The sequence below is a fragment of the Amycolatopsis sp. NPDC000009 genome (genome assembly GCF_055563465.1).
Window position 1 is genome coordinate 18,216 of the sequence record NZ_JBVHDI010000003.1, and the last position, 18,540, is coordinate 36,755.

Consider the following 18,540-nt stretch of genomic DNA (forward strand, 5'->3'; position numbering starts at 1 on the left):
GTGTCACCCCATGTCTTCCAGATATGCCAACGTTTTCACCCAGTTCCGCACGAGCAGGTCCACCGCCGTCGCGAGGTCGGAGACGCGGATCGCCTCGGCGATCCGGTGGTGTTCGTCGATACTCTCCCTGGACCGTTCGACGCCACCGAAATAACGCGCGTCATAGCGTTTCAGCAACGGCTTCGTCTGCTCCAGCAGGCGCAGCAGATGCGGATTCGTGCAGCGCGAGACGAGCAGCGCGTGCCAGCGGTCGTCCAAAGTAGACAAATCGCCCTGCCGCGCGAGTTCCGCGGTCATCTCGGCGGTGATCCGGTCCAGTCCGCCGGTGAGCCCGGCGAGGTCCTGCGGCGAACTCCAGCGCAACGCGAGCGATTCGAGCTCCGCGACGAGCGGGTACAGCTGCCGGGCCTCGTCCGGATCGAACGGCGGCACGAGGAAACCCCGGTTCGGTGCGGAGACGAGCAGCCCGCGGTCGGCCAGCCCGATCAGCGCCTCGCGCAACGGGGTCCGGCTGACGCCCAGTTCGCGGGCGAGGTGCACCTCGTTGATGCGGCTGTCCGCGGCGATCCGGCCGTCGAGCACGCGGGCGGTGATCTCCTCCGCGAGGTCGCGCCGGAGCAGGTTCCTCGTCATCGGTGCAGTATTGCATGCACTTCAGCCGTACTGTATTCAGTTAGGCATGACGGACTTCGATGTGCACCGCGCCCGCGCCGAGACACCAGGCTGCGCGGAGGTGGTCCACCTCAACAACGCCGGATCGTCGCTGCCGCCCGCCCGGGTGACCGACACCGTCGTCGGCTACTTGCGGGAAGAAGCCCTGATCGGCGGATACGAGCAGGCCGCGGCGACAGCGGAGCGGATGAACGGCGTCTACGCCTCGGCCGCGCGCCTCGTCGGCGCGGATCCCGAAGACATCGCCCTGACCGACAACGCGACCCGCGCCTGGCAGGCGATCTTCTACGCGCTGCCGTTCGCCGCGGGAGACCGGATCCTGACGGCGAAATCCGAGTACGCGAGCAACGTCATCTCGTTCCTGCAGATCGCGAAGCGCACCGGCGCCGTCGTCGAGGTGGTCGAGAACGACGAGTCGGGGCAGCTGGACGTCGAGGACCTCAAGCGCCGCGTCGACGGCGACGTCAAACTCATCGCCGTCTCCCACGTGCCGACCCAGGGCGGCCTGGTGAACCCCGCCGAAGAGATCGGCGCGGTCGCGCGCGAGGCCGGGATCCCGTTCCTGCTGGACGCGTGCCAGAGCGCCGGCCAGATCGACCTCGACGTCGTGCGCCTGAACTGCGACGCCCTCAGCGTCACCGGCCGCAAGTACCTGCGCGGGCCACGCGGCACCGGGTTCCTCTACGCGCACCCGCGGCTGCGCGAGCGCGTCGAGCCCGCGATGCTCGATCTTCATTCGGCGGCCTGGACCGCGCCCGAAACCTACGAAGTCGATCCGACGGCGAAGATGTTCGAGGTCTGGGAACGCGATCACGCCGCCCTGCACGGTCTCGGCGCGGCGATCGACTACGCCCTCGAATGGGGCCTGCCCGCCATCGAAGCCCGGGTCGCCGCCCTCGCGGCGAAACTGCGCGACGCGCTGCGCGAGATCCCCGGCGTCCGCGTCCACGACCAGGGCACGCGACAGTGCGGGATCGTCACGTTCAGCGTGGCGAAAACCCCGTCGCAGGAAGTGAAGCGGCGCCTGGCGGCGGCGAGGATCAACGTCAGCGTCACGGAAGCCACGTCCGCCCAATTCGACTTCGTCGCCCGCGGTTTGCCACCGCTGGTCCGGTCGTCGGTGCACTACTTCAACACCGAAGACGACATCGCTCTCCTCGTCGGCGAAGTCGGGAAACTGGCCTAGCGACGGGAAAGCGTCGACTCGGACGGCGGGGCGTACGGCAGCCCCGTCGTTTTCGCGCGCTTACCGAGCACCAACGCCTCTCCCAGCAGGCTGACGCCGATCGACAACGTCACCGGGCGCGCGTCGGGATGCGCCCCGGCCATCGTGGCCAGGAAGCCGACCCCGAAGTTCACCACGAGCGACAGCACCCAGACGCCGAACGTCCAGCCGGTGTAACGCAGCCACAGCACGCCGTCGCGCTCGAACAGTTTCGTGGTGGCGGCGCGCACCGCGCCGAGGCCGCATCCGACGCCGGACCCCAGCACGAGCCAGGCGCCGTCGGTGAAGGTGAAGTTCTCCAGTTTGGTCAGGCCGTAGACCCCGATCGCGAGCAGCACCATCGGCGCCCCGAACACCTCCCGGGCGACCAGCGGCTCCCCGCGCAACCTGCGCACGACGATCACGATCACCACGGCGACCACCAGCGCGATCAGCAACCAGGTCCGCATGAACTCCCCCTTTGTAGCACGACTGTGCCAAATAAAATAGCAAGGTCGTGCTATAAAGGCAACATGCCCAAGATCGTCGATCCCGATGCCCGGCGCCTGGAGATAGCCGAAGCCGTCTTCCGGGTGATCCAGCGCGATGGGCTCGCGCAGGCGTCGCTCCGGAGCGTGGCCGAGGAGGCCGGTCTCGCGATCGGTTCGGTGCGGCACTACTTCCGCGGCCACGACGAGCTGATCGTGTTCGCCATGCGGTCGCTCGGCGACCGGCTCGAGGCGAGGCTGCTGGGGCACCTCCCCGACCTGCTCGACCCCGCGATACCGCGCTCACGACGGCAGGAGATCACCGAAGCGCTGCTGGGCGAACTTCTCCCGCTCACCGAGCAGACCCGCGCCGAAACCGATGTCTGGCTGGCGTTTTCGGCCGCCGCGAAGAACCGGCCGGACCTCGCCGAGGAGGCCGTCCGCGTGTATGAGGGAGTACGCGCCCTCGTCCGGCGGGTGCTCGACGGCGCGCACGAAGCGGGCGGCCTCCTCGAAGGTCTCGACCTGGCCGTGGAGACCGAGCGGCTGGCCGCGCTCCTGGACGGGCTCGCGCTGTCGACGGGCCGGACGTCGCCGGAGCTGATGCGCACGGTGCTGCGGCGGCATCTGGAGAGCCTGCGGTGCCCGGAATGAGCACGTTCTACGAGATCGCCGCCCACGATCCCGGCCGCGTCGCGGTGATCGACGTCGACGGCCGGGAGACCACCTTCGGCGAGCTGTCGGCGCGCGCGAACCAGCTGACCCACGCCTTGCGCGCACTCGGGCTCGGCGAAGGAGACGGCGTCGTCGCGATCATCCACAATGGACTCACCTATTACGAGCTCCTGCTGGCGACCCTGCAGGCGGGGATGTACTTCACCCCGGTCAACCACCGGTCCTCACCGGGCGAGATCGCCTACATAGCGGCCAACAGCGGCGCCAAGGTCGCCGTCGCGGACGCGGACATCGCCGCCACGTGCACCGCGGAACTGGCGGGCCTGCACCGATTTTCGCGCGGAGAGACACCCGGTTGGGCGGACTACGCGGCCTGGGGCGCGGACCGGCCCACCACCACACCGGAGCTACGGACCGCGGGCCAGACGATGCTCTACACCTCCGGGACCACGGGGCGCCCCAAAGGCGTCCGGCGCGCCCTGTCCGGGCGGCCGCCCGCGCTGCACCCGATCCACGCGAACGTCCTCGAACGCCTGGACGTCCGGCCAGGGCGGGGTGTGCACCTCGTCGCCTGCCCGCTCTACCACGCGGCGCCGGGCATGTTCTCGACCGCGATCCTGCATCTCGGGCACACGCTCGTGCTGATGGACCGGTTCGACGCCGAGGAAACGCTGCGGCTCACCGAAAAGCACCGGGTGACGAGCACGCATCTGGTGCCGACGATGTTCCACCGCATGCTGCGGTTGCCCGACGACGTCCGCGCGCGGTACGACCTGTCGAGCCTGACTTCGGTCATCCACGGCGCCGCTCCGTGCCCGAAGGAGGTCAAGGAGCGAATGCTCGCCTGGCTCGGACCGGTGGTCCACGAGTACTACGGCGCGTCCGAGGGCCTGATCACGGCCGTGCACGCGCGCGACTGGCTCGCCGAGCCGGGGACCGTCGGCAGACCACTGGACGGCGTGCGCGTCAAGGTGCTCGACGACGACGGCTCGGAACTCCCCGCCGGCGAGACCGGGACGCTCTACTTCAGTTCCGCGCACACGAGATTCGACTATCACGACGACCCGGACAAGACCGCCGCCGCGCGTTCCGGCGAATTCGTCACCGTCGGGGACGTCGGTTACCTCGACGCCGCGGGGCGGGTGTTCCTGTGCGACCGGCGGACGGATCTCATCCTTTCCGGTGGCGTGAACATCTACCCGGCCGAGATCGAGGCGCGGCTGCTGGGCCATCCCGACGTCGCCGACGTCGCAGTGATCGGGGAACCGGATCCCGAGTGGGGGCAACGGGTCGTCGCGGTCGTCCAGCCGGTCGAGGGGACTGCCGGGGACGCCGCGCTGGCGAAGCGGCTCGAAGAGCACTGCCGAACCGAGCTGGCCGGGTTCAAGACGCCGCGCCGGTTCGATTTCCGCGAGCGGCTGCCGCGGACCGAGAGCGGCAAGATGTTGCGGCGGACGCTTCGGGCGGAATGAACGGCCCGTTCGGGCGGTGCGCATCGCGGTACGGTTCGCTCATGCGCCTGCGGTCCGTGACCACGCTGCTCGCCACCCTCGTTCTCGCCATGGCCGTCCCGGCGACGGCCGAGGCGACCCCCGGATCCGGCGTGACCGGGACGATCTTCCACCAGAAGACCGTCGGGGACACCGATTACGTGCTGCGCGAGGTCGTCATCCAGCCCGGCGGCTACACCGGCTGGCACTACCACGACGGCAGGCTCCACGCGTACGTCAAGGCCGGCACGCTGACGCACAACTCGGCCGATTGCGGGCTCGACGGCTTGTACCGCGAGGGCGCCGTCTTCACCGAGCCGAGCGATACCGTCCACATCGGACGGAACCTCGGGACGACGCCGGTGGTGCTGGAAGTGCTCTACGTGCTGCCGCACGGAAGCCCGCTGTCGCAGGACGCGCCCAACCCCGGCTGCCCGTTCTAGGCTCCGAACCAGCCCGCGACGTCCAGGCGGAAGCCGTCCGCGGGCGCCATCGTGCGGAGGTCCGTTTCGAGCGCGCGGACCCTTTCGACGCCCAGCGTGGCGGCCCACTCCTTGCGCAGCTCCTCGAAGATCGCCGCCGTCCGGCCGAGTGAGTCGAACCCGCGGCCGGTGAGCCGCACGACCTTGCGCCGCGCGTCGGCCGGGTCGTCGATGCGCGCGACGTAGCCGAGTTGCTCCAGCTTGTCGACGGTCTTGCCCGCCGCCTGTTTGCTGACCCCGAGCCGCCGCCCGATCTCGCTCGCCGTCGCTCCTTCGCGGCCGATCGCCTGCATGGCGAAGCCGTACGCCGGGCGGACGTCGGGATGCCCTTGTCCGGCCAATTCGGCGTGCATCCGGTCGATGATCGAGCGGAAGCCCGCGAACAGCAGGAGCGGCAGCTCGTAGCCGGGCGGATCGACAACCCGCTTGCCTGAATCGACAACTTGGTTTACCTTTTCGTCAACCACGTTGACCATCTTAAGGGGAAACCTTGTTCACCGATCACACCGTCGAAACCGCGCCCGAAGCCTCGCGGCGCTCGATGGAGGCGACCATCCGGAAGTTCGGCCACCTCCCCACCGCCGTCGCCCGGCAGGCGTCGTCACCCGAACTGCTCGACGGTTTCCTGAAGCTCAGCGCGAGTTTCGAGCGGACGACGCTCGAACCCCTCGCGCGGGAAACGGTCGTGATGACCGTGGCGACCCGCAACGGCTGCGAGGTGTGCGTCGAGATCCACACCGGCAAGCTGAAGGGGCTTCACGCGGACGACGACGTCATCGCGGCGCTTCGCTCCCAGGAGCCGGTGCCCGACGAGCGGCTGGAAGCCATCCGGCAGTTCACGCTCGCGGTGCTCGAAACCGCCGGCGCGGTCGACGACGAGACCCTGCGGACCTTCTTCGGCCACGGCTACACCGAACGGAACGCCCTCGAAGTCGTCATGGGCATCGGGGCCTACACGATGTCGACCTTGGCGAACAGGCTCATTCGCGCCTAGTCGCTCTGCGTGATCGCCCCTCGCGGCCCGGATCACTCCAATGGCCGCCGATCTTGATGTATCTGGGCAGACCCGACCGCCTCTTCTCTTGTGTAGCCGAAAGTTCGCCACCCGCGGCGCGGCGCACACCGGCGGTCTGGCCTGCCGAGGGGGCAGACCAGACCGCCGAAACCGAAAACGTTCCACAGGCTTTGGGGGTGCGTGAAGGCCCCCTTCCCCCGACTGAGCCGAGGGAAGGGGGCCTTCACGTGTCTCGGCCGCATTTAGTCGGCTAATGGCGGCAGCGCCGGCGCCACGACGTCAGACCTCGAGCGACCAGCCATCCGGCACGAAGCCCCGGGCGGCGGTCTCGCGTGACGGGATGGACGACACGCGTGTCCAGGCGGACGGCTCTCACCTCGAGTCTCGTTCCGCATTTAGTCGACTAACTGCGTGACGGGTCAGACGTCGAGCGCCCAGCGCACGTAGCGCATCGCCGGCACGAAGCCCGCCTTCTCGAAAACCCCGAACGCGCCCGAAGGATCCGCCGAGTCCACGTTCGCACTCGCGCGGTCGTACCCCTGCTCGGCGGCGGCCCGCAGCGCGTGCCCCATCAGCGCGCTCGCGACACCTCGCCGCCGGTACTCCCGAAGCGTTCCGATCACCATGAAGTGCGCATCGCGGACGCCGGTGGCCTCCGTGTCCGCGTCCCAGCACATGGTCACCACCATCCCCACCGCCGAGCCCGCCGCACGAAGCAGGAAGCTGACCTCGGGCCGGAAAGTCTGGTTGGTGATCTTGTTCCGCCAGAGTTCGGCGGGCATCGGCACAGCACCCCAGTGGTCCCGGTACGCCTCGTTCCGGACCGCCCGGAAGTCCTCGTCGTTCCGCTCCGACCACGGCTCGATCCGGAACCCTTCGGGGATCACCGGACCGTCGACGACGCCGAGCGAGTGCTCCATGCGCTGGAAGTAGCGCACGGGCTCGAAGCCCCGGGAGCGGACGAGCTCGGCAAGGCCCGCGATGCGCTCGGGCCGGTTGACGTCCACCACGAGCTTCGCGGACGGGTGATGCAGCGCGTGCACTACCTTGGCCGCCGCCACGCCCGCGTCGACAAGCGCGCCGCCGATCCCCCGGCGGCGATACGCGGGGTGGACTCCGCCGTCGAGGAAGACCCGATGGACCTCCTCGGCGGACGGTTTGAAGCGGATCTTCATGTAGCCGACCATCACCTCGCCGTCGAAGGCGGCGAGACTCGCCCGTTCGAGGTCCGCGTACGGGTCGATCAGCTCCTGGAGGGTGTCCTCCGCGGTGTAGTTCTCGCCGATCTGGTCGACGGTCTCCATCGCGTTGAGGAGGCCGGCCGACGCCTCGGCGTCCTCGGGCCGCAGTGGCCGCCACGTGAGGTCGTGCATGCGGCTGAACGTAGCCCGCGCGGGCGGGGCTGTCGCCGGGTTTTCGGTGGGCGCAGTAGGGATCGAACCTACGACCGCTCGGGTGTAAACCGAGTGCTCTCCCGCTGAGCTATGCGCCCGGGAGGTGACACCCGCGCACGGGTGCCACCGGTGAAGACTCAGGCCAGCGAGGCCACGGCCTTCTTCCACGCCTGCTGGTCGCGCGCCTCGCCGGGCTGGTTGACCTCGGCGAACCGCACGACGCCGTCCTTGTCGATCAGGAAGGTGCCGCGGGTGGCCAGGCCTGCCGCCTCGTTGAAGACGCCGTAGGCCTTCGCGACCTCGCCGTGCGGCCAGAAGTCCGAAAGCAGCGGGAACTGGTAACCCTCCTGCTCGGCCCACGCCTTGAGCGAGAACGGGGTGTCCACGGACACGCCGATGACCTGGACGCCCTGGCCGTCGTAGTCCGCGAACTCGTCGCGGAGCTGGCACAGCTCGCCGGTGCAGATACCGCTGAACGCGAACGGGTAGAACACGAGCAGGACCGGCTTGTCACCCTTGAAGGACGACAGCGTCACGGACTGCTTGTTGTAGTCGTTGAGCGTGAAGTCCGGGGCTTGCGATCCGACCTCGACGGCCATACCGGCGGTTTCCTCTCAAGAGCGAACAGGGGCCTGCGACGACAACCCTATCGTGTCGATCGCGCGCCCGGAGAGGTCACCGCTTGGTCTTGGACGACTTCGGCGAAACCAGCCGCGTGCCCGCCCATTTGGGACCGGCGCTGATGTTGGCCGTCTGCGCCAGCCCGACCTGCGGCACCGCTTCGGCGATGTCACTCGGCTCGACATGCCCGGGCTGGCCCGTCTTCGGGGTCAGCACCCAGATCACGCCGTTCTCGTTCAGGGGAGTCCGGACCTCGATCAGCGTGTCACCGAGATCACCGTCGTCTTCGCGCCACCACAGCAGCACCACGTCGATGACCTCGTCGGCGTCCTCGTCGAGGATGTCGCCGCCGATCTGTTCCTCGATCGCCGCACGAAGGTCGTCGTCGACGTCCTCGTCCCAGCCGATCTCCTGGACCACCATGTCCGGCTTGATCCCGAGCCTTTCGGCGACGCTGCTCTGATCAGCGTCTCCCGCGGCGACCACTGCTGTCACTCCTCCAACTACGACGGAGCGTGGTGTCGCGTCGGCCTGATCGACCGGGCGGGCACCACACTCGGGTACACGATGCCCGTTAGCGAACACTGGTGAAGCGTTCCGCGCAACCGTCCACACCGGATCTTGAACAACTCGTGTCGCGACGTACGGACATTCGGCCCACTCTCACGGGGCCAATCCGGGCGCGCCTGGGCACCGCCGGACGGCCTGCTTTAGGGTGGGAGAGAAAACGCGCGCGCGAGTACAGGCGCGTGCGAGGCGTGTCGCAATCGGGTCCGCGAACGTTACCGATCAGTAGCGGTGACGCGAACGGAACCGGAGGACGACGATGGAAGGCGAACACGCCCGCGTACGAGCACAACCAGCTACCACCTTTCGCAAGGAGACCCCTTGGCCCCGCAGAACGACGGCGCCTCCGGCAAGGAGACCCCGGCACGCGTCCGCGTCATCCGTGACGGATTGGCGGCGCACCTGCCCGACATCGACCCGGAGGAGACCGCCGAATGGCTGGACTCCTTCGACGAGGCGCTGGCCAGGGGTGGTCAGCAGCGCGCCCGGTACCTGATGCTGCGCATCCTCGAGCGGGCCAGGGAACGCCACGTCGGCGTCCCGGCGCTGACGTCGACGGACTACGTCAACACCATCCCCACCGAGAACGAACCCTGGTTCCCCGGTGACGAGGAGATCGAGCGCCGCTACCGCGCCTACATCCGGTGGAACGCCGCGATCATGGTGCACCGCGCGCAGCGTCCCGGCGTCGGCGTCGGCGGGCACATCTCGACCTACGGCTCGTCCGCGGCGCTGTACGAAGTGGGCTTCAACCACTTCTTCCGCGGCAAGGACCACTCGAGCGGCGGCGACCAGATCTTCATCCAGGGCCACGCCTCCCCCGGCATCTACGCCCGCGCGTTCCTCGAGGGCAGGCTGTCCGAGAACCAGCTGGACGGCTTCCGCCAGGAGTTCTCGCACGCCGGCGAGGGCGGCGGCCTGCCGTCGTACCCGCACCCGCGGCTGATGCCGGAGTTCTGGGAGAACCCGACCGTGTCCATGGGCCTCGGCCCGATGAACGCGATCTACCAGGCGCGATTCAACCGCTACCTGCGCGATCGCGGCATCAAGGACACCAGCGACCAGCACGTCTGGGCGTTCCTCGGCGACGGCGAGATGGACGAGCCGGAATCGCGCGGCCTCATCCACGTGGCCGCCGGCGAGGGTCTCGACAACCTGACCTTCGTGATCAACTGCAACCTGCAGCGGCTCGACGGCCCGGTGCGCGGCAACGGCAAGATCATCCAGGAGCTGGAGTCGTACTTCCGCGGCGCCGGCTGGAACGTCATCAAGGTCATCTGGGGCCGCGAGTGGGACTCACTGCTGCACGCCGACCGTGACGGCGCGCTGGTCAACCTGATGAACACCACGCCGGACGGCGACTTCCAGACCTACAAGGCCAACGACGGCGCCTTCGTCCGCGAGCACTTCTTCGGCCGCGACCCGCGGACCAAGGAACTGGTCAAGGACCTCACCGACGCCGACGTCTGGAACCTCAAGCGCGGTGGGCACGACTACCGCAAGGTCTACGCGGCCTACAAGTCGGCGCTGGAGCACCACGGCCAGCCGACGGTGATCCTGGCCCACACCATCAAGGGTTACGGCCTCGGGCCGTCCTTCGAGGGCCGCAACGCCACGCACCAGATGAAGAAGCTCACCCTCGACGACCTCAAGCTGTTCCGGGACGCCCAGCGCATCCCGATCAGCGACGAGGAGCTCGAGCGTGACCCGAAGCTGCCGCCGTACTACCACCCCGGCAAGGAATCGCCGGAGATCGAGTACATGATCGGCCGCCGGAAGGCGCTCGGCGGCTTCCTGCCGGAGCGCCGCCCGAAGGCCTCGAAGGCTCTCGTGCTGCCCGGCGACAAGGTCTACGAAGGCATCCGCAAGGGCTCGGGCAAGCAGGAGGTCGCCACCACGATGGCGTTCGTCCGGCTGGTCCGCGAGCTGGCGAAGGATTCCGAGATCGGCAAGCGGATCGTCCCGATCATCCCGGACGAGGCGCGCACCTTCGGGCTCGACTCGATGTTCCCGACGGCCAAGATCTACAACCCGCACGGCCAGACGTACACGTCGGTCGACGCGAGCCTGATGCTGGCCTACAAGGAGTCCGAGAAGGGCGTCATCCTGCACGAGGGCATCAACGAGGCGGGGTCCACCGCGTCGTTCACCGCCGTCGGCACCTCGTACGCCACGCACGGCGAGCCGATGATCCCGATCTACATCTTCTACTCGATGTTCGGGTTCCAGCGGACCGGTGACGGCCTCTACGCGGCGGCGGACCAGATGGCCCGCGGGTTCGTGCTCGGCGCCACCGCCGGCCGCACCACGCTGACCGGTGAGGGCCTGCAGCACGCCGACGGGCACTCGCTGCTGCTGGCGGCGACCAACCCGGCCGTCGTGGCCTACGACGCGGCCTGGTCGTTCGAGATCGCCCACATCGTGCGGGACGGTCTGCGCCGGATGTACGGCGAGACCGGGCCGGACGGCAACGGCGAGAACATCTTCTACTACATGACGATCTACAACGAGCCCTACCAGCAGCCCGCCGAGCCCGAGAACCTCGACGTCGACGGCCTGCTCAAGGGTCTCTACAAGTACGCCGACGCGCCGTCGGGCGACGGCCCGGAGGCGCAGATCCTGGTCTCCGGCGTCACGATGCCGGACGCGCTCCGCGCCCAGCAGATGCTGGCCGAGGAGTGGGGCGTACGCGCGGCCGTGTGGTCGGCCACGTCGTGGACCGAGCTTCGGCGTGAGGCCGTCGAGGTCGATCACGACAACCTGCTCCACCCGGGCGACTCCCCGCGTGTGCCGTACATCACGCAGAAGCTGTCCGGCGTGAACGGGCCGGTCGTCGCGGTTTCGGACTGGATGCGCGCCGTGCCGGACCTCATCCGCCCCTGGGTGCCGAACGACATGCTGACGCTGGGCACCGACGGGTTCGGGTTCTCCGACACCCGCCCGGCCGCCCGGCGGAAGTTCCTGGTCGACGCCCAGTCGATCGTGGTCGGCACGCTGAGCGCGCTCGCCAAACGCGGCGAGTTCGACCAGGCGAAGGTGGCGGAGGCGGCGCGGAAGTACCGTCTCGACGACGTCGCCGCCGCGGGTCCGCAGTTGTCGGATTCCGGCAGCGCCTAGCCATGCCATGAACGGTCCGTTCCTTGCGGAATTCGCGAGGAACGGACCGTTTCTTGCGTCCGGAACCGGACGAGCTAGGCTAAGACATCGGATGTTTGCGAGAGGGTGAGCGAGTGTGACCAAGCGTCGACTGCCGAAGCCGAGTGAGCTGAAGCAGATCCTGCGGCCGAAGCCGATCGTGCTCAACCCGACCGACCGGCGGCTGGCGGGCGCGCACACGATCGCCGATCTGCGGATGCTCGCCCGCAAGCGCACACCGCGGGCGGCGTTCGACTACACCGACGGCGCCGCGGAGCTGGAAGACAGCCTCCGCCGCGCCCGGCAGGCCTTCCGCAGCGTGGAATTCCACCCCAACGTCCTGCGCGGGGTGTCCGATGTGGACACCGGCAAGGAGATCCTCGGCAAGCGTTCGGAGCTGCCGTTCGCATTCGCGCCGACCGGGTTCACCCGCATGATGAACCACGAGGGCGAATCCGCGGTGGCCCGCGTCGCGCAGCGCAACGGCATCCCGATGGGGCTGTCGACGATGGCGACGACGTCGATCGAAGACCTCGCCGCGGCCGCCCCCGACGCCCGCAAGTGGTTCCAGCTCTACGTCTGGCGCGACCATAAAGCGGGCGAAGATCTGATGAATCGCGCCTGGGCCGCCGGGTTCGACACGCTCATGCTGACGGTGGACACCCCGGTCGCGGGAGCTCGGCTGCGCGACGTCCGGAACGGTCTCACCATCCCGCCCGCGCTCACCCTCAAGACGTTCGCCGACGGCGCGATGCATCCGGCATGGTGGTTCAACCTGCTGACCACCGAGCCGCTGACGTTCGCGTCGCTGAGTCATTTCGACGGCACGGTCGCCGAACTGCTCGACAAGCTCTTCGACCCGACCCTGAACTTCGACGACCTCGACTGGGTCCGCCAGACCTGGCCGGGCAAGCTCGTGGTCAAGGGAATCCAGAACGTCGACGACGCTCGTGACGTGGTCAAGCACGGTGCGGACGCGGTGCTGCTGTCCAACCACGGCGGCCGTCAGCTCGACCGCGCGCCGACGCCGATCGAACTGCTGCCCGCGGTGCTCGACGAGATCCAGGGCGACGCCGAGGTGTGGATCGACACCGGCATCCTCTCCGGCGGCGACGTCGTGGCCGCGATCGCGCGCGGCGCGGACGCGGTGCTCATCGGGCGCGCGTTCCTCTACGGCCTGATGGCCGGGGGCGAGCGCGGCGTTCAGCGGTGTGTGGACATCCTGCGCGCCGAGCTGGTCCGGACGATGCAGCTGCTGGGTGTCCGCACCCTCGCGGACCTCAAGCCCTCGCACGCCACCATGCGCTGACCCCCGCGCGTTTCGTCCTCTGGATGCGGTAGTTCGCGTCGCCAACTACCGCATCCAGAGGACGAAATGCGGGGAATCAGCGGGCCGAGGCGGAGAGTTCGGCAGGCGTGGTGCGGACCTGCTTCGCGGTCCGGTTCCAGCTCCACCAGCCGTGCACGACCAGCCCGGCGAACACGATGTAGACCGCCGCGGAGAAGTACAGGCCCGAGGAGAGCTGAAGCGGGACGCCGATCGCGTCGACGACCAGCCACACCAGCCAGAACTCGACGAGACCCGCGCCCTGCGCGGCGAAGGCGACCAGCGTGCCGACGAAGATCGCGGCGTCCGGCCATGGCGCCCACGAGGCGTTCAGCGCGTCGAGGACCAGCGCCATCGCGGTGGTACCGATCGCGAACGCGCCGATCATCACCAGGCGCTCGCGGAGCGTGCCCTTGCGGACGACGACGCCGTAGACCGGGTCGCTGCGGCGGGACCAGGCCCACCAGCCGTAGATCGAGATGGCGAGGATCGCGATCTGCCTGGTCGCGAGCCCGCCGAGATGCGCGGAGACGTAGACCGAGAACAGCAGCACGGTGGCGCCGACCTGCACCGGCCAGGTCCACAACGTGCGGCGTTGCGCCAGGAAGACCACGGCCAGCGCGAAGATCTGCCCCGCCAGCTCGGCGAAGGAAATCCACTGTCCGAGCACCGTGACACCGTTGTGCAGCAGCAAGTCCACGTCCGCACCCCTCTCCGTCTACCGCTCCAACATGCTCCGTACCGACGCCATTCCCTAGGGAGTGTGAGGTGCGGAACAGGCGGGCGGCTCGAGAGACGCTCGCAGGGACGCGAAAGGGCCCTCCACCGCGTGTTCCGCGGCGACGGGCCCTGTCGACTCCGCGTGGGCCCGGTGCCTTCCTCGATCACCGGGCCCACGCGGATGCTCACGAATCTACGCGACCGATGCCCACGGGCGAAGTCGGCGGCTCCGAACGGACCTCCTGCTTGCCGTCCCCGGCCTCCAGCTGGCCCTGCAGGTTGGCCAGCCAGCCCTGCCAGCGGTCCTGCGCCGGCTTGATCAGGCCGCCGCCGAAGCCGACGACGATCACGCCGCCGATGGTGGCGAGCACGGTGATCAGGATCGGTCCGGTGATGGCGGTCGCGATGTTCACCTGGCCGAGTGCCGCGATGATGCCGAACGCCATGATCATCCAGTAGGCGATCGTGCCGAGCAGCCGTCCCGCGGGCCGGGTCGACAGCGCCCCGGTCACCAGGTCGCGGACGACCTTCGCGACGGCGGCCGCGACGATCACCAGCACCAGCGCCACCAGGATCCGCGGCAGGAACGCGATGATGTCGTTGAGCAGCGCGCTGACCGGATTGCTCTCACCGAATACGCCGAACGCGAGCTGCAGCGCGATCAGGAGAATGAAGTAGTACACGAGTTTGACGAGGATCCCGCCCGCGTCGACATTCGCTTGTTTGAGCGTTCCGGTGAGTCCGGCCTTCTCGATGAGCTTGCCGAAACCGATCTTCGACAGAACCAGTCCCAATGCCTTCGACACGGCTTTCGCGATCAGCCAGCCGATCAGCAGGATGATCAGGAAGCCGAACAATTTCGGCACGAAGGTGGCGACAAGGTTCCATGCTTGCCCCAGACCGTCTTTCAGCTGCTCGCCCACGGCGAACTCCCTCCTCTGCGCATCCGCGACCTACCCGGTGCGGCTTGCGAGGGATCGTTGATCACCAGCACCGCACCGGCAACTCGGCGCCCCACGATCGAGTGAGTGAGCTAGCGGGAAAAGATCGACAAGTCCCATACTTGTTCCACCGGTGGGGACCGGGGAGACGAGGCCGTCCGGCGCAGCGAAAAACGCTAGCGCCGGGCGGCCTCGAGTTTTATGCGAATACCTTTCAACATTCACCGCCGATGACTATCCACTTAGGACACCGGCGGCGAAAGGCCGCAGGATGACGGCCCCCTTTGCCCGGCGGACTAGGATCGGCTGACCATGGCTGATGCGACCTCCGGACGGCGTGTGCCCAAGCACCACGGGCTGTCCGCCAAGACCCTCCGGCGGCTCGAACACGCCTCCGGCCGGCTCGCGAGCGCGAGTGTGGCGGTGATGGAGGAGCGGCTGAGCTGGTTCGCCCGGCTTCCCGCCGACCAGCGCGCGAGCGTCCTGCTGATCACCCAGGCGGGTGCCGCCGGTTTCGTCGACTGGCTCCGTGACACGAAGGAGGCCCTCTCCCTCACCACCGAAGCCTTCCGCGAGGCACCCGCCGAGCTTTCCCGCTGGGTGAGCCTGCGCCAGGCGGTCGGCATGGTCCGGCTCGCGATCGAGGTGTTCGAGGAGCAGCTGCCGGAGTTCGCCGCGAACGAGGCGGAACGCGCCGCGCTGATCGAGGGGATCCTGCGCTACGGCAGGGAGATCGCCTTCGCCGCCGCGAACTCCTACGCGGCCGCCGCCGAGGCGCGAGGTGCGTGGGACGCGCGGCTGGAGGCGCTGGTCGTCGACGGCATCGTCCGCGGCGACGCCGAGGAGGCGGTGCTCTCCCGCGCCGCCGCGCTCGGCTGGGATCCGGCGGCGCCCGCCACCGCGGTGGTCGGCACCCCGACGTCGGACGACCCGCCCGCCGTCGTGTTCGAGGTGCGCAGCCGCGCCGCGCGGGTCGGGCGCCCGGTGCTGCTTTCGGTTCAGGGCTCCCGGCTGGTCGTGGTCGTCGCCGGGCCCACCGATGGCAGCGTCAAGGACCGCGAGATCCTCACCAAGCTTTCGGTCGCGTTCGCCGAGGGCCCGGTCGTCGCCGGGCCGACGGTGCCCACGCTCGCCGAAGCACACCACAGCGCGACAGAGGCGCTTTCCGGCCTGCGCGCCGTCGTCGGCTGGCCCGGCGCGCCGCGGCCCGCGAGATCGATCGACCTGCTGCCGGAACGCGCGTTGTCCGGCGACCCCGAGGCCGAACGCCTGCTCGTCGAGCAGATCGCGCGACCGCTGGAGGAAGCGGGCCCGGCACTGCTGCGGACGGTGGAGACCTACCTCGACAGCGGCGGCGTCCTGGAGACCTGCGCGCGGACGCTGTTCGTGCATCCGAACACCGTCCGGTACCGGCTGCGGAAGGCGGCCGAACTCACCGGCCGCCACGCCGCCGAGTCGCGGGACGCCTGGGTGCTGAAGGTGGCGCTGACCGTCGGGCGGCTGGCCCGTGCCCGCGGTCTCTGGTGACCGCCGTGCTCGGACACCGCACACGCGTGATCAGAGACGTAACTCGCGTGATCAGAGACGTAACTCGCGTGATCAGGGGCGTAACTCGCGTGATCAGAGGCGGCACACGTGAGTTACGCCTCCAATCACGCGAGTGCGGCTCCCGATCACACGAGTAACGCCTTCCGGCACAGGCCGCGATGAACCGGACGGTAACTCTGCGCAGTGATGGACCTCATAGGGAAAGCTGGTTGAACCCGACAAGGCTTTTGGGTTAAGCGCGGAGATCAGGAAGGCGCTTTTGGAGGGTTCCGACAATTACGTCGGCCGGACTTGGTGAGCGTCGGCATCACGACCATGGTGGCCGAGAGTGTTCTCTAATGGGGTGACAGTTGCAGTCCTCGCCCCCGGCCAGGGTTCCCAAGCCCCCGGCATGCTCTCCCCTTGGCTCGAGCTCGACGGTGCCCGCGCGCGCGTCGAAGCCTGGTCCGAGCGGGCCGGTCTCGACCTCGTCCGCCTCGGCACCGAAGCGGACGCCGAAGAGATCCAGGACACCGCGATCACGCAGCCGCTGATCGTGGCGCTGTCACTGCTGGCGTTCGAGCACCTTCAGCGTGAGGCCCCGGTCGCCGCGGACGCTCCGGTCGCCGGTCACTCCGTCGGGGAGCTGGCGGCCGCCGCTGTCGCCGGGGTGCTGAGCCCCGAAGACGCCGTCGCGCTGGCCGCCGTCCGCGGCGCCGAGATGGCGAAGGCGTGCGCGCTGGAGCCCACCAGCATGGCCGCGGTCATGCTCGGCGACCCGGAGCAGGTCGTCGCGTGGCTCGAGGGCAACGGCCTCGCCGCGGCGAACCGCAACGGCGCCGGCCAGATCGTCGCCTCCGGCGCCGCCGACGCGATCGAGAAGATCGTGGCCGAGCCGCTGGAGGGCACGAAGGTCCGCGCGCTCAAGGTCGCGGGCGCGTTCCACACCTCCTACATGGCACCCGCGCGTGAAGCGCTGGCGGCCCACGCTGCGAAGATCACCCCGGCGGACCCGACGCGTCCGCTGCTGTCGAACGCCGACGGCCAGGTCGTCACCAGCGGGGCCGAGTACCTCGACCGGCTGGTCAAGCAGGTCACGAGCCCGGTGCGCTGGGACCTGACCATGGACGGTCTGGTCTCCGCGGGTGTCACCTCGACGCTCGAACTTCCGCCGGCGGGCACGCTGACCGGGCTGGTCAAGCGGCAGCTCAAGGGAACCGTGACCACCACGATCGCTCTGAAGACGCCGGCCGAGCTGGCGAAGATTCAGGGGCAGGAGGACGCTTCGTGACCGACCGATCCACTTTGCGGCAGGCGCCGGGCGCCGCCGGGACCCGCATCCTCGGTGTCGGGAGCTTCCAGCCCGAGAAGATCGTGACCAACGACGATCTCTCGAAGATCATGGACACCAACGATCAGTGGATCCGCGAGCGGGTCGGCATCGTCGAGCGCCGGTTCGCCGAGAAGGACGAGTCGCTGGTCGACATGGCGGTCAAGGCGGGCACCGCCGCGCTGGCGGACGCCGGCGTGGACCCGTCCGAAGTGGACACGGTCATCCTGCCGAACTGCACGATGCCCACCCAGATCCCGAACGCCGCCGCACAGGTGGCCGACCGGATCGGCATCACGCATCCGGCCGCGTTCGACCTCAACGCCGCCTGCGCCGGGTTCTGCTACGGCATCGGCGTCGCTTCGGACCTGATCCGCGCGGGCAGTGCGAAGAAGGCGCTCGTCATCGGCGCCGAGAAGCTCACCGACCACGTCGACCCGGTCGACCGCGCGAACGCGATCATCTTCGCCGACGGCGCGGGCGCGGCGGTGGTCGGCGCGGCCGACACCCCGCAGATCGGCCCGGTCGCCTGGGGCAGCGCGGGCGAGCACGTCGACCTGATCTACATGCGCGACGACAAGTGGATCTACCAGGAGGGCCAGTCGGTCTTCCGCTGGGCGACCACGCAGATCGCGCCGATCGCCCTGCACGCGCTGGAACTCGCCGGGCTCGAACCGTCCGATGTGGACGTGCTGATCCCGCACCAGGCCAACCTGCGCATCGTCGAAGCCATCGCGAAGAAGCTGCGTGCCAAGGGCGCCCGCGAGGACATGGTCGTCGCCGACGACATCAAGTACTCGGGCAACACCTCGTCCGCGTCGATTCCCCTGGCGCTGGACCACATGCGCAAGGCGGGCACCGTGAAACAGGGCGACGTCGTGCTCGCCGTCGGCTTCGGTGCCGGACTCTCCTACGCGGGCCAGGCCTTCATCTGCCCGTGATGAATACTTCC

At 68.9% G+C, this 18,540-nt stretch carries 18 protein-coding genes and 1 tRNA gene; 10 read left to right on the forward strand and 9 right to left on the reverse strand.

Annotated elements, in window-relative coordinates:
- Positions 1 to 3 precede the first annotated feature (3 nt).
- Positions 4 to 633 (reverse strand): GntR family transcriptional regulator, encoded by a 630-nt coding sequence (locus ACZ3HL_RS09930; protein ID WP_465413205.1) that lies wholly within the window; start codon positions 631 to 633, stop codon positions 4 to 6.
- Between the two features lie 46 nt (positions 634 to 679).
- On the opposite strand from ACZ3HL_RS09930, the gene ACZ3HL_RS09935 reads away from it, so the two are divergent.
- On the forward strand, positions 680 to 1,858 hold the full coding sequence (locus ACZ3HL_RS09935) for an aminotransferase class V-fold PLP-dependent enzyme (RefSeq protein ID WP_465530077.1): 1,179 nt from the start codon (positions 680 to 682) through the stop codon (positions 1,856 to 1,858).
- On the opposite strand, the gene ACZ3HL_RS09940 is transcribed toward ACZ3HL_RS09935, so the two are convergent.
- Entirely contained in the window at positions 1,855 to 2,346 is a 492-nt protein-coding gene (locus ACZ3HL_RS09940) for a DUF1453 domain-containing protein (protein ID WP_465530079.1), read from the reverse strand. The genes ACZ3HL_RS09935 and ACZ3HL_RS09940 overlap by 4 nt on opposite strands.
- A 63-nt stretch (positions 2,347 to 2,409) precedes the next feature.
- Between ACZ3HL_RS09940 and ACZ3HL_RS09945 the strand changes: the two genes are divergently transcribed.
- From ACZ3HL_RS09945 to ACZ3HL_RS09955, 3 genes are read left to right on the forward strand one after another with little or no spacing between them, the layout of a single operon-like run.
- Positions 2,410 to 3,018, forward strand: coding sequence for a TetR/AcrR family transcriptional regulator (locus ACZ3HL_RS09945; protein WP_465530081.1), 609 nt, complete (start codon positions 2,410 to 2,412; stop codon positions 3,016 to 3,018).
- Positions 3,015 to 4,511, forward strand: a complete 1,497-nt coding sequence (locus ACZ3HL_RS09950; protein WP_465530083.1) for an AMP-binding protein — start codon at positions 3,015 to 3,017, stop codon at positions 4,509 to 4,511. Before ACZ3HL_RS09945 ends, ACZ3HL_RS09950 begins: the two co-directional genes overlap by 4 nt.
- Positions 4,512 to 4,552: 41 nt before the next feature.
- Complete coding sequence (locus ACZ3HL_RS09955; protein ID WP_465530085.1) at positions 4,553 to 4,972, forward strand: cupin domain-containing protein; 420 nt, start codon at positions 4,553 to 4,555, stop codon at positions 4,970 to 4,972.
- On the opposite strand, the gene ACZ3HL_RS09960 is transcribed toward ACZ3HL_RS09955, so the two are convergent.
- Positions 4,969 to 5,487: a MarR family winged helix-turn-helix transcriptional regulator gene (locus ACZ3HL_RS09960; protein WP_465530087.1), complete on the reverse strand. Its 519-nt coding sequence runs from the start codon at positions 5,485 to 5,487 to the stop codon at positions 4,969 to 4,971. The genes ACZ3HL_RS09955 and ACZ3HL_RS09960 overlap by 4 nt on opposite strands.
- A gap of 14 nt (positions 5,488 to 5,501) precedes the next feature.
- Here ACZ3HL_RS09960 and ACZ3HL_RS09965 point away from each other — a divergent pair, with 14 nt between their 5' ends.
- Positions 5,502 to 6,005, forward strand: coding sequence for a carboxymuconolactone decarboxylase family protein (locus tag ACZ3HL_RS09965; RefSeq protein ID WP_465530089.1), 504 nt, complete (start codon positions 5,502 to 5,504; stop codon positions 6,003 to 6,005).
- A 440-nt stretch (positions 6,006 to 6,445) separates the two neighbouring features.
- Here the strand turns inward: ACZ3HL_RS09965 and ACZ3HL_RS09970 are convergent, their stop codons facing one another.
- The 4 genes from ACZ3HL_RS09970 to ACZ3HL_RS09985 form a co-directional block, all read right to left on the reverse strand.
- Positions 6,446 to 7,399, reverse strand: a complete 954-nt coding sequence (locus ACZ3HL_RS09970; RefSeq protein ID WP_465530091.1) for a GNAT family N-acetyltransferase — start codon at positions 7,397 to 7,399, stop codon at positions 6,446 to 6,448.
- 47 nt (positions 7,400 to 7,446) lie between these two features.
- Positions 7,447 to 7,518 (reverse strand) — tRNA-Val (locus ACZ3HL_RS09975).
- Positions 7,519 to 7,557: 39 nt separating this feature from the next.
- Positions 7,558 to 8,019 carry a peroxiredoxin gene (locus tag ACZ3HL_RS09980; protein ID WP_016336116.1) on the reverse strand — a complete coding sequence of 154 codons (462 nt, stop codon included), beginning with the start codon at positions 8,017 to 8,019 and terminating at the stop codon, positions 7,558 to 7,560.
- Between the two features lie 76 nt (positions 8,020 to 8,095).
- Positions 8,096 to 8,527, reverse strand: a complete 432-nt coding sequence (locus tag ACZ3HL_RS09985; RefSeq protein ID WP_016336117.1) for a DUF3052 domain-containing protein — start codon at positions 8,525 to 8,527, stop codon at positions 8,096 to 8,098.
- Positions 8,528 to 8,929: 402 nt separating this feature from the next.
- Between ACZ3HL_RS09985 and aceE the strand changes: the two genes are divergently transcribed.
- A complete protein-coding gene (aceE, locus tag ACZ3HL_RS09990) occupies positions 8,930 to 11,725 on the forward strand; it encodes a pyruvate dehydrogenase (acetyl-transferring), homodimeric type (protein WP_465413225.1) in 2,796 nt (931 codons plus the stop codon).
- Positions 11,726 to 11,840: 115 nt separating this feature from the next.
- Positions 11,841 to 13,052: an alpha-hydroxy acid oxidase gene (locus ACZ3HL_RS09995; RefSeq protein WP_465530093.1), complete on the forward strand. Its 1,212-nt coding sequence runs from the start codon at positions 11,841 to 11,843 to the stop codon at positions 13,050 to 13,052.
- Between the two features lie 76 nt (positions 13,053 to 13,128).
- Here the strand turns inward: ACZ3HL_RS09995 and ACZ3HL_RS10000 are convergent, their stop codons facing one another.
- Together ACZ3HL_RS10000 and ACZ3HL_RS10005 are read right to left on the reverse strand one after the other, a co-directional pair.
- Positions 13,129 to 13,770: a nicotinamide mononucleotide transporter family protein gene (locus ACZ3HL_RS10000; RefSeq protein ID WP_465530094.1), complete on the reverse strand. Its 642-nt coding sequence runs from the start codon at positions 13,768 to 13,770 to the stop codon at positions 13,129 to 13,131.
- Positions 13,771 to 13,975: 205 nt separating this feature from the next.
- The gene (locus tag ACZ3HL_RS10005) at positions 13,976 to 14,713 is read right to left on the reverse strand and encodes a mechanosensitive ion channel family protein (protein ID WP_465530096.1); all 738 of its coding nucleotides are present in this window, start codon (positions 14,711 to 14,713) and stop codon (positions 13,976 to 13,978) included.
- 330 nt (positions 14,714 to 15,043) lie between these two features.
- Here ACZ3HL_RS10005 and ACZ3HL_RS10010 point away from each other — a divergent pair, with 330 nt between their 5' ends.
- The 3 genes from ACZ3HL_RS10010 to ACZ3HL_RS10020 all read left to right on the forward strand — a co-directional run bounded on the left by ACZ3HL_RS10010 (position 15,044) and on the right by ACZ3HL_RS10020 (position 18,529).
- Positions 15,044 to 16,258: a PucR family transcriptional regulator gene (locus tag ACZ3HL_RS10010; RefSeq protein ID WP_465413233.1), complete on the forward strand. Its 1,215-nt coding sequence runs from the start codon at positions 15,044 to 15,046 to the stop codon at positions 16,256 to 16,258.
- 364 nt (positions 16,259 to 16,622) lie between these two features.
- Positions 16,623 to 17,549 carry an ACP S-malonyltransferase gene (locus ACZ3HL_RS10015; protein ID WP_465530098.1) on the forward strand — a complete coding sequence of 309 codons (927 nt, stop codon included), beginning with the start codon at positions 16,623 to 16,625 and terminating at the stop codon, positions 17,547 to 17,549.
- Positions 17,546 to 18,529 carry a beta-ketoacyl-ACP synthase III gene (locus ACZ3HL_RS10020; protein ID WP_465413237.1) on the forward strand — a complete coding sequence of 328 codons (984 nt, stop codon included), beginning with the start codon at positions 17,546 to 17,548 and terminating at the stop codon, positions 18,527 to 18,529. The genes ACZ3HL_RS10015 and ACZ3HL_RS10020 overlap by 4 nt, the downstream gene beginning before the upstream one ends.
- The last annotated feature ends 11 nt before the right edge of the window (positions 18,530 to 18,540 follow it).

What these genes read in the sequence shown, in the direction of transcription:
- ACZ3HL_RS09930 (WP_465413205.1), bottom strand. Translation starts at nt 633, where the DNA reads ATGACGAGGAACCTGCTCCGGCGCGACCTCGCGGAGGAGATCACCGCC.
- ACZ3HL_RS09935 (WP_465530077.1), top strand. Translation starts at nt 680, where the DNA reads ATGACGGACTTCGATGTGCACCGCGCCCGCGCCGAGACACCAGGCTGC.
- ACZ3HL_RS09940 (WP_465530079.1), bottom strand. Translation starts at nt 2,346, where the DNA reads ATGCGGACCTGGTTGCTGATCGCGCTGGTGGTCGCCGTGGTGATCGTG.
- ACZ3HL_RS09945 (WP_465530081.1), top strand. Translation starts at nt 2,410, where the DNA reads ATGCCCAAGATCGTCGATCCCGATGCCCGGCGCCTGGAGATAGCCGAA.
- ACZ3HL_RS09950 (WP_465530083.1), top strand. Translation starts at nt 3,015, where the DNA reads ATGAGCACGTTCTACGAGATCGCCGCCCACGATCCCGGCCGCGTCGCG.
- ACZ3HL_RS09955 (WP_465530085.1), top strand. Translation starts at nt 4,553, where the DNA reads ATGCGCCTGCGGTCCGTGACCACGCTGCTCGCCACCCTCGTTCTCGCC.
- ACZ3HL_RS09960 (WP_465530087.1), bottom strand. Translation starts at nt 5,487, where the DNA reads ATGGTCAACGTGGTTGACGAAAAGGTAAACCAAGTTGTCGATTCAGGC.
- ACZ3HL_RS09970 (WP_465530091.1), bottom strand. Translation starts at nt 7,399, where the DNA reads ATGCACGACCTCACGTGGCGGCCACTGCGGCCCGAGGACGCCGAGGCG.
- ACZ3HL_RS09980 (WP_016336116.1), bottom strand. Translation starts at nt 8,019, where the DNA reads ATGGCCGTCGAGGTCGGATCGCAAGCCCCGGACTTCACGCTCAACGAC.
- ACZ3HL_RS10010 (WP_465413233.1), top strand. Translation starts at nt 15,044, where the DNA reads ATGGCTGATGCGACCTCCGGACGGCGTGTGCCCAAGCACCACGGGCTG.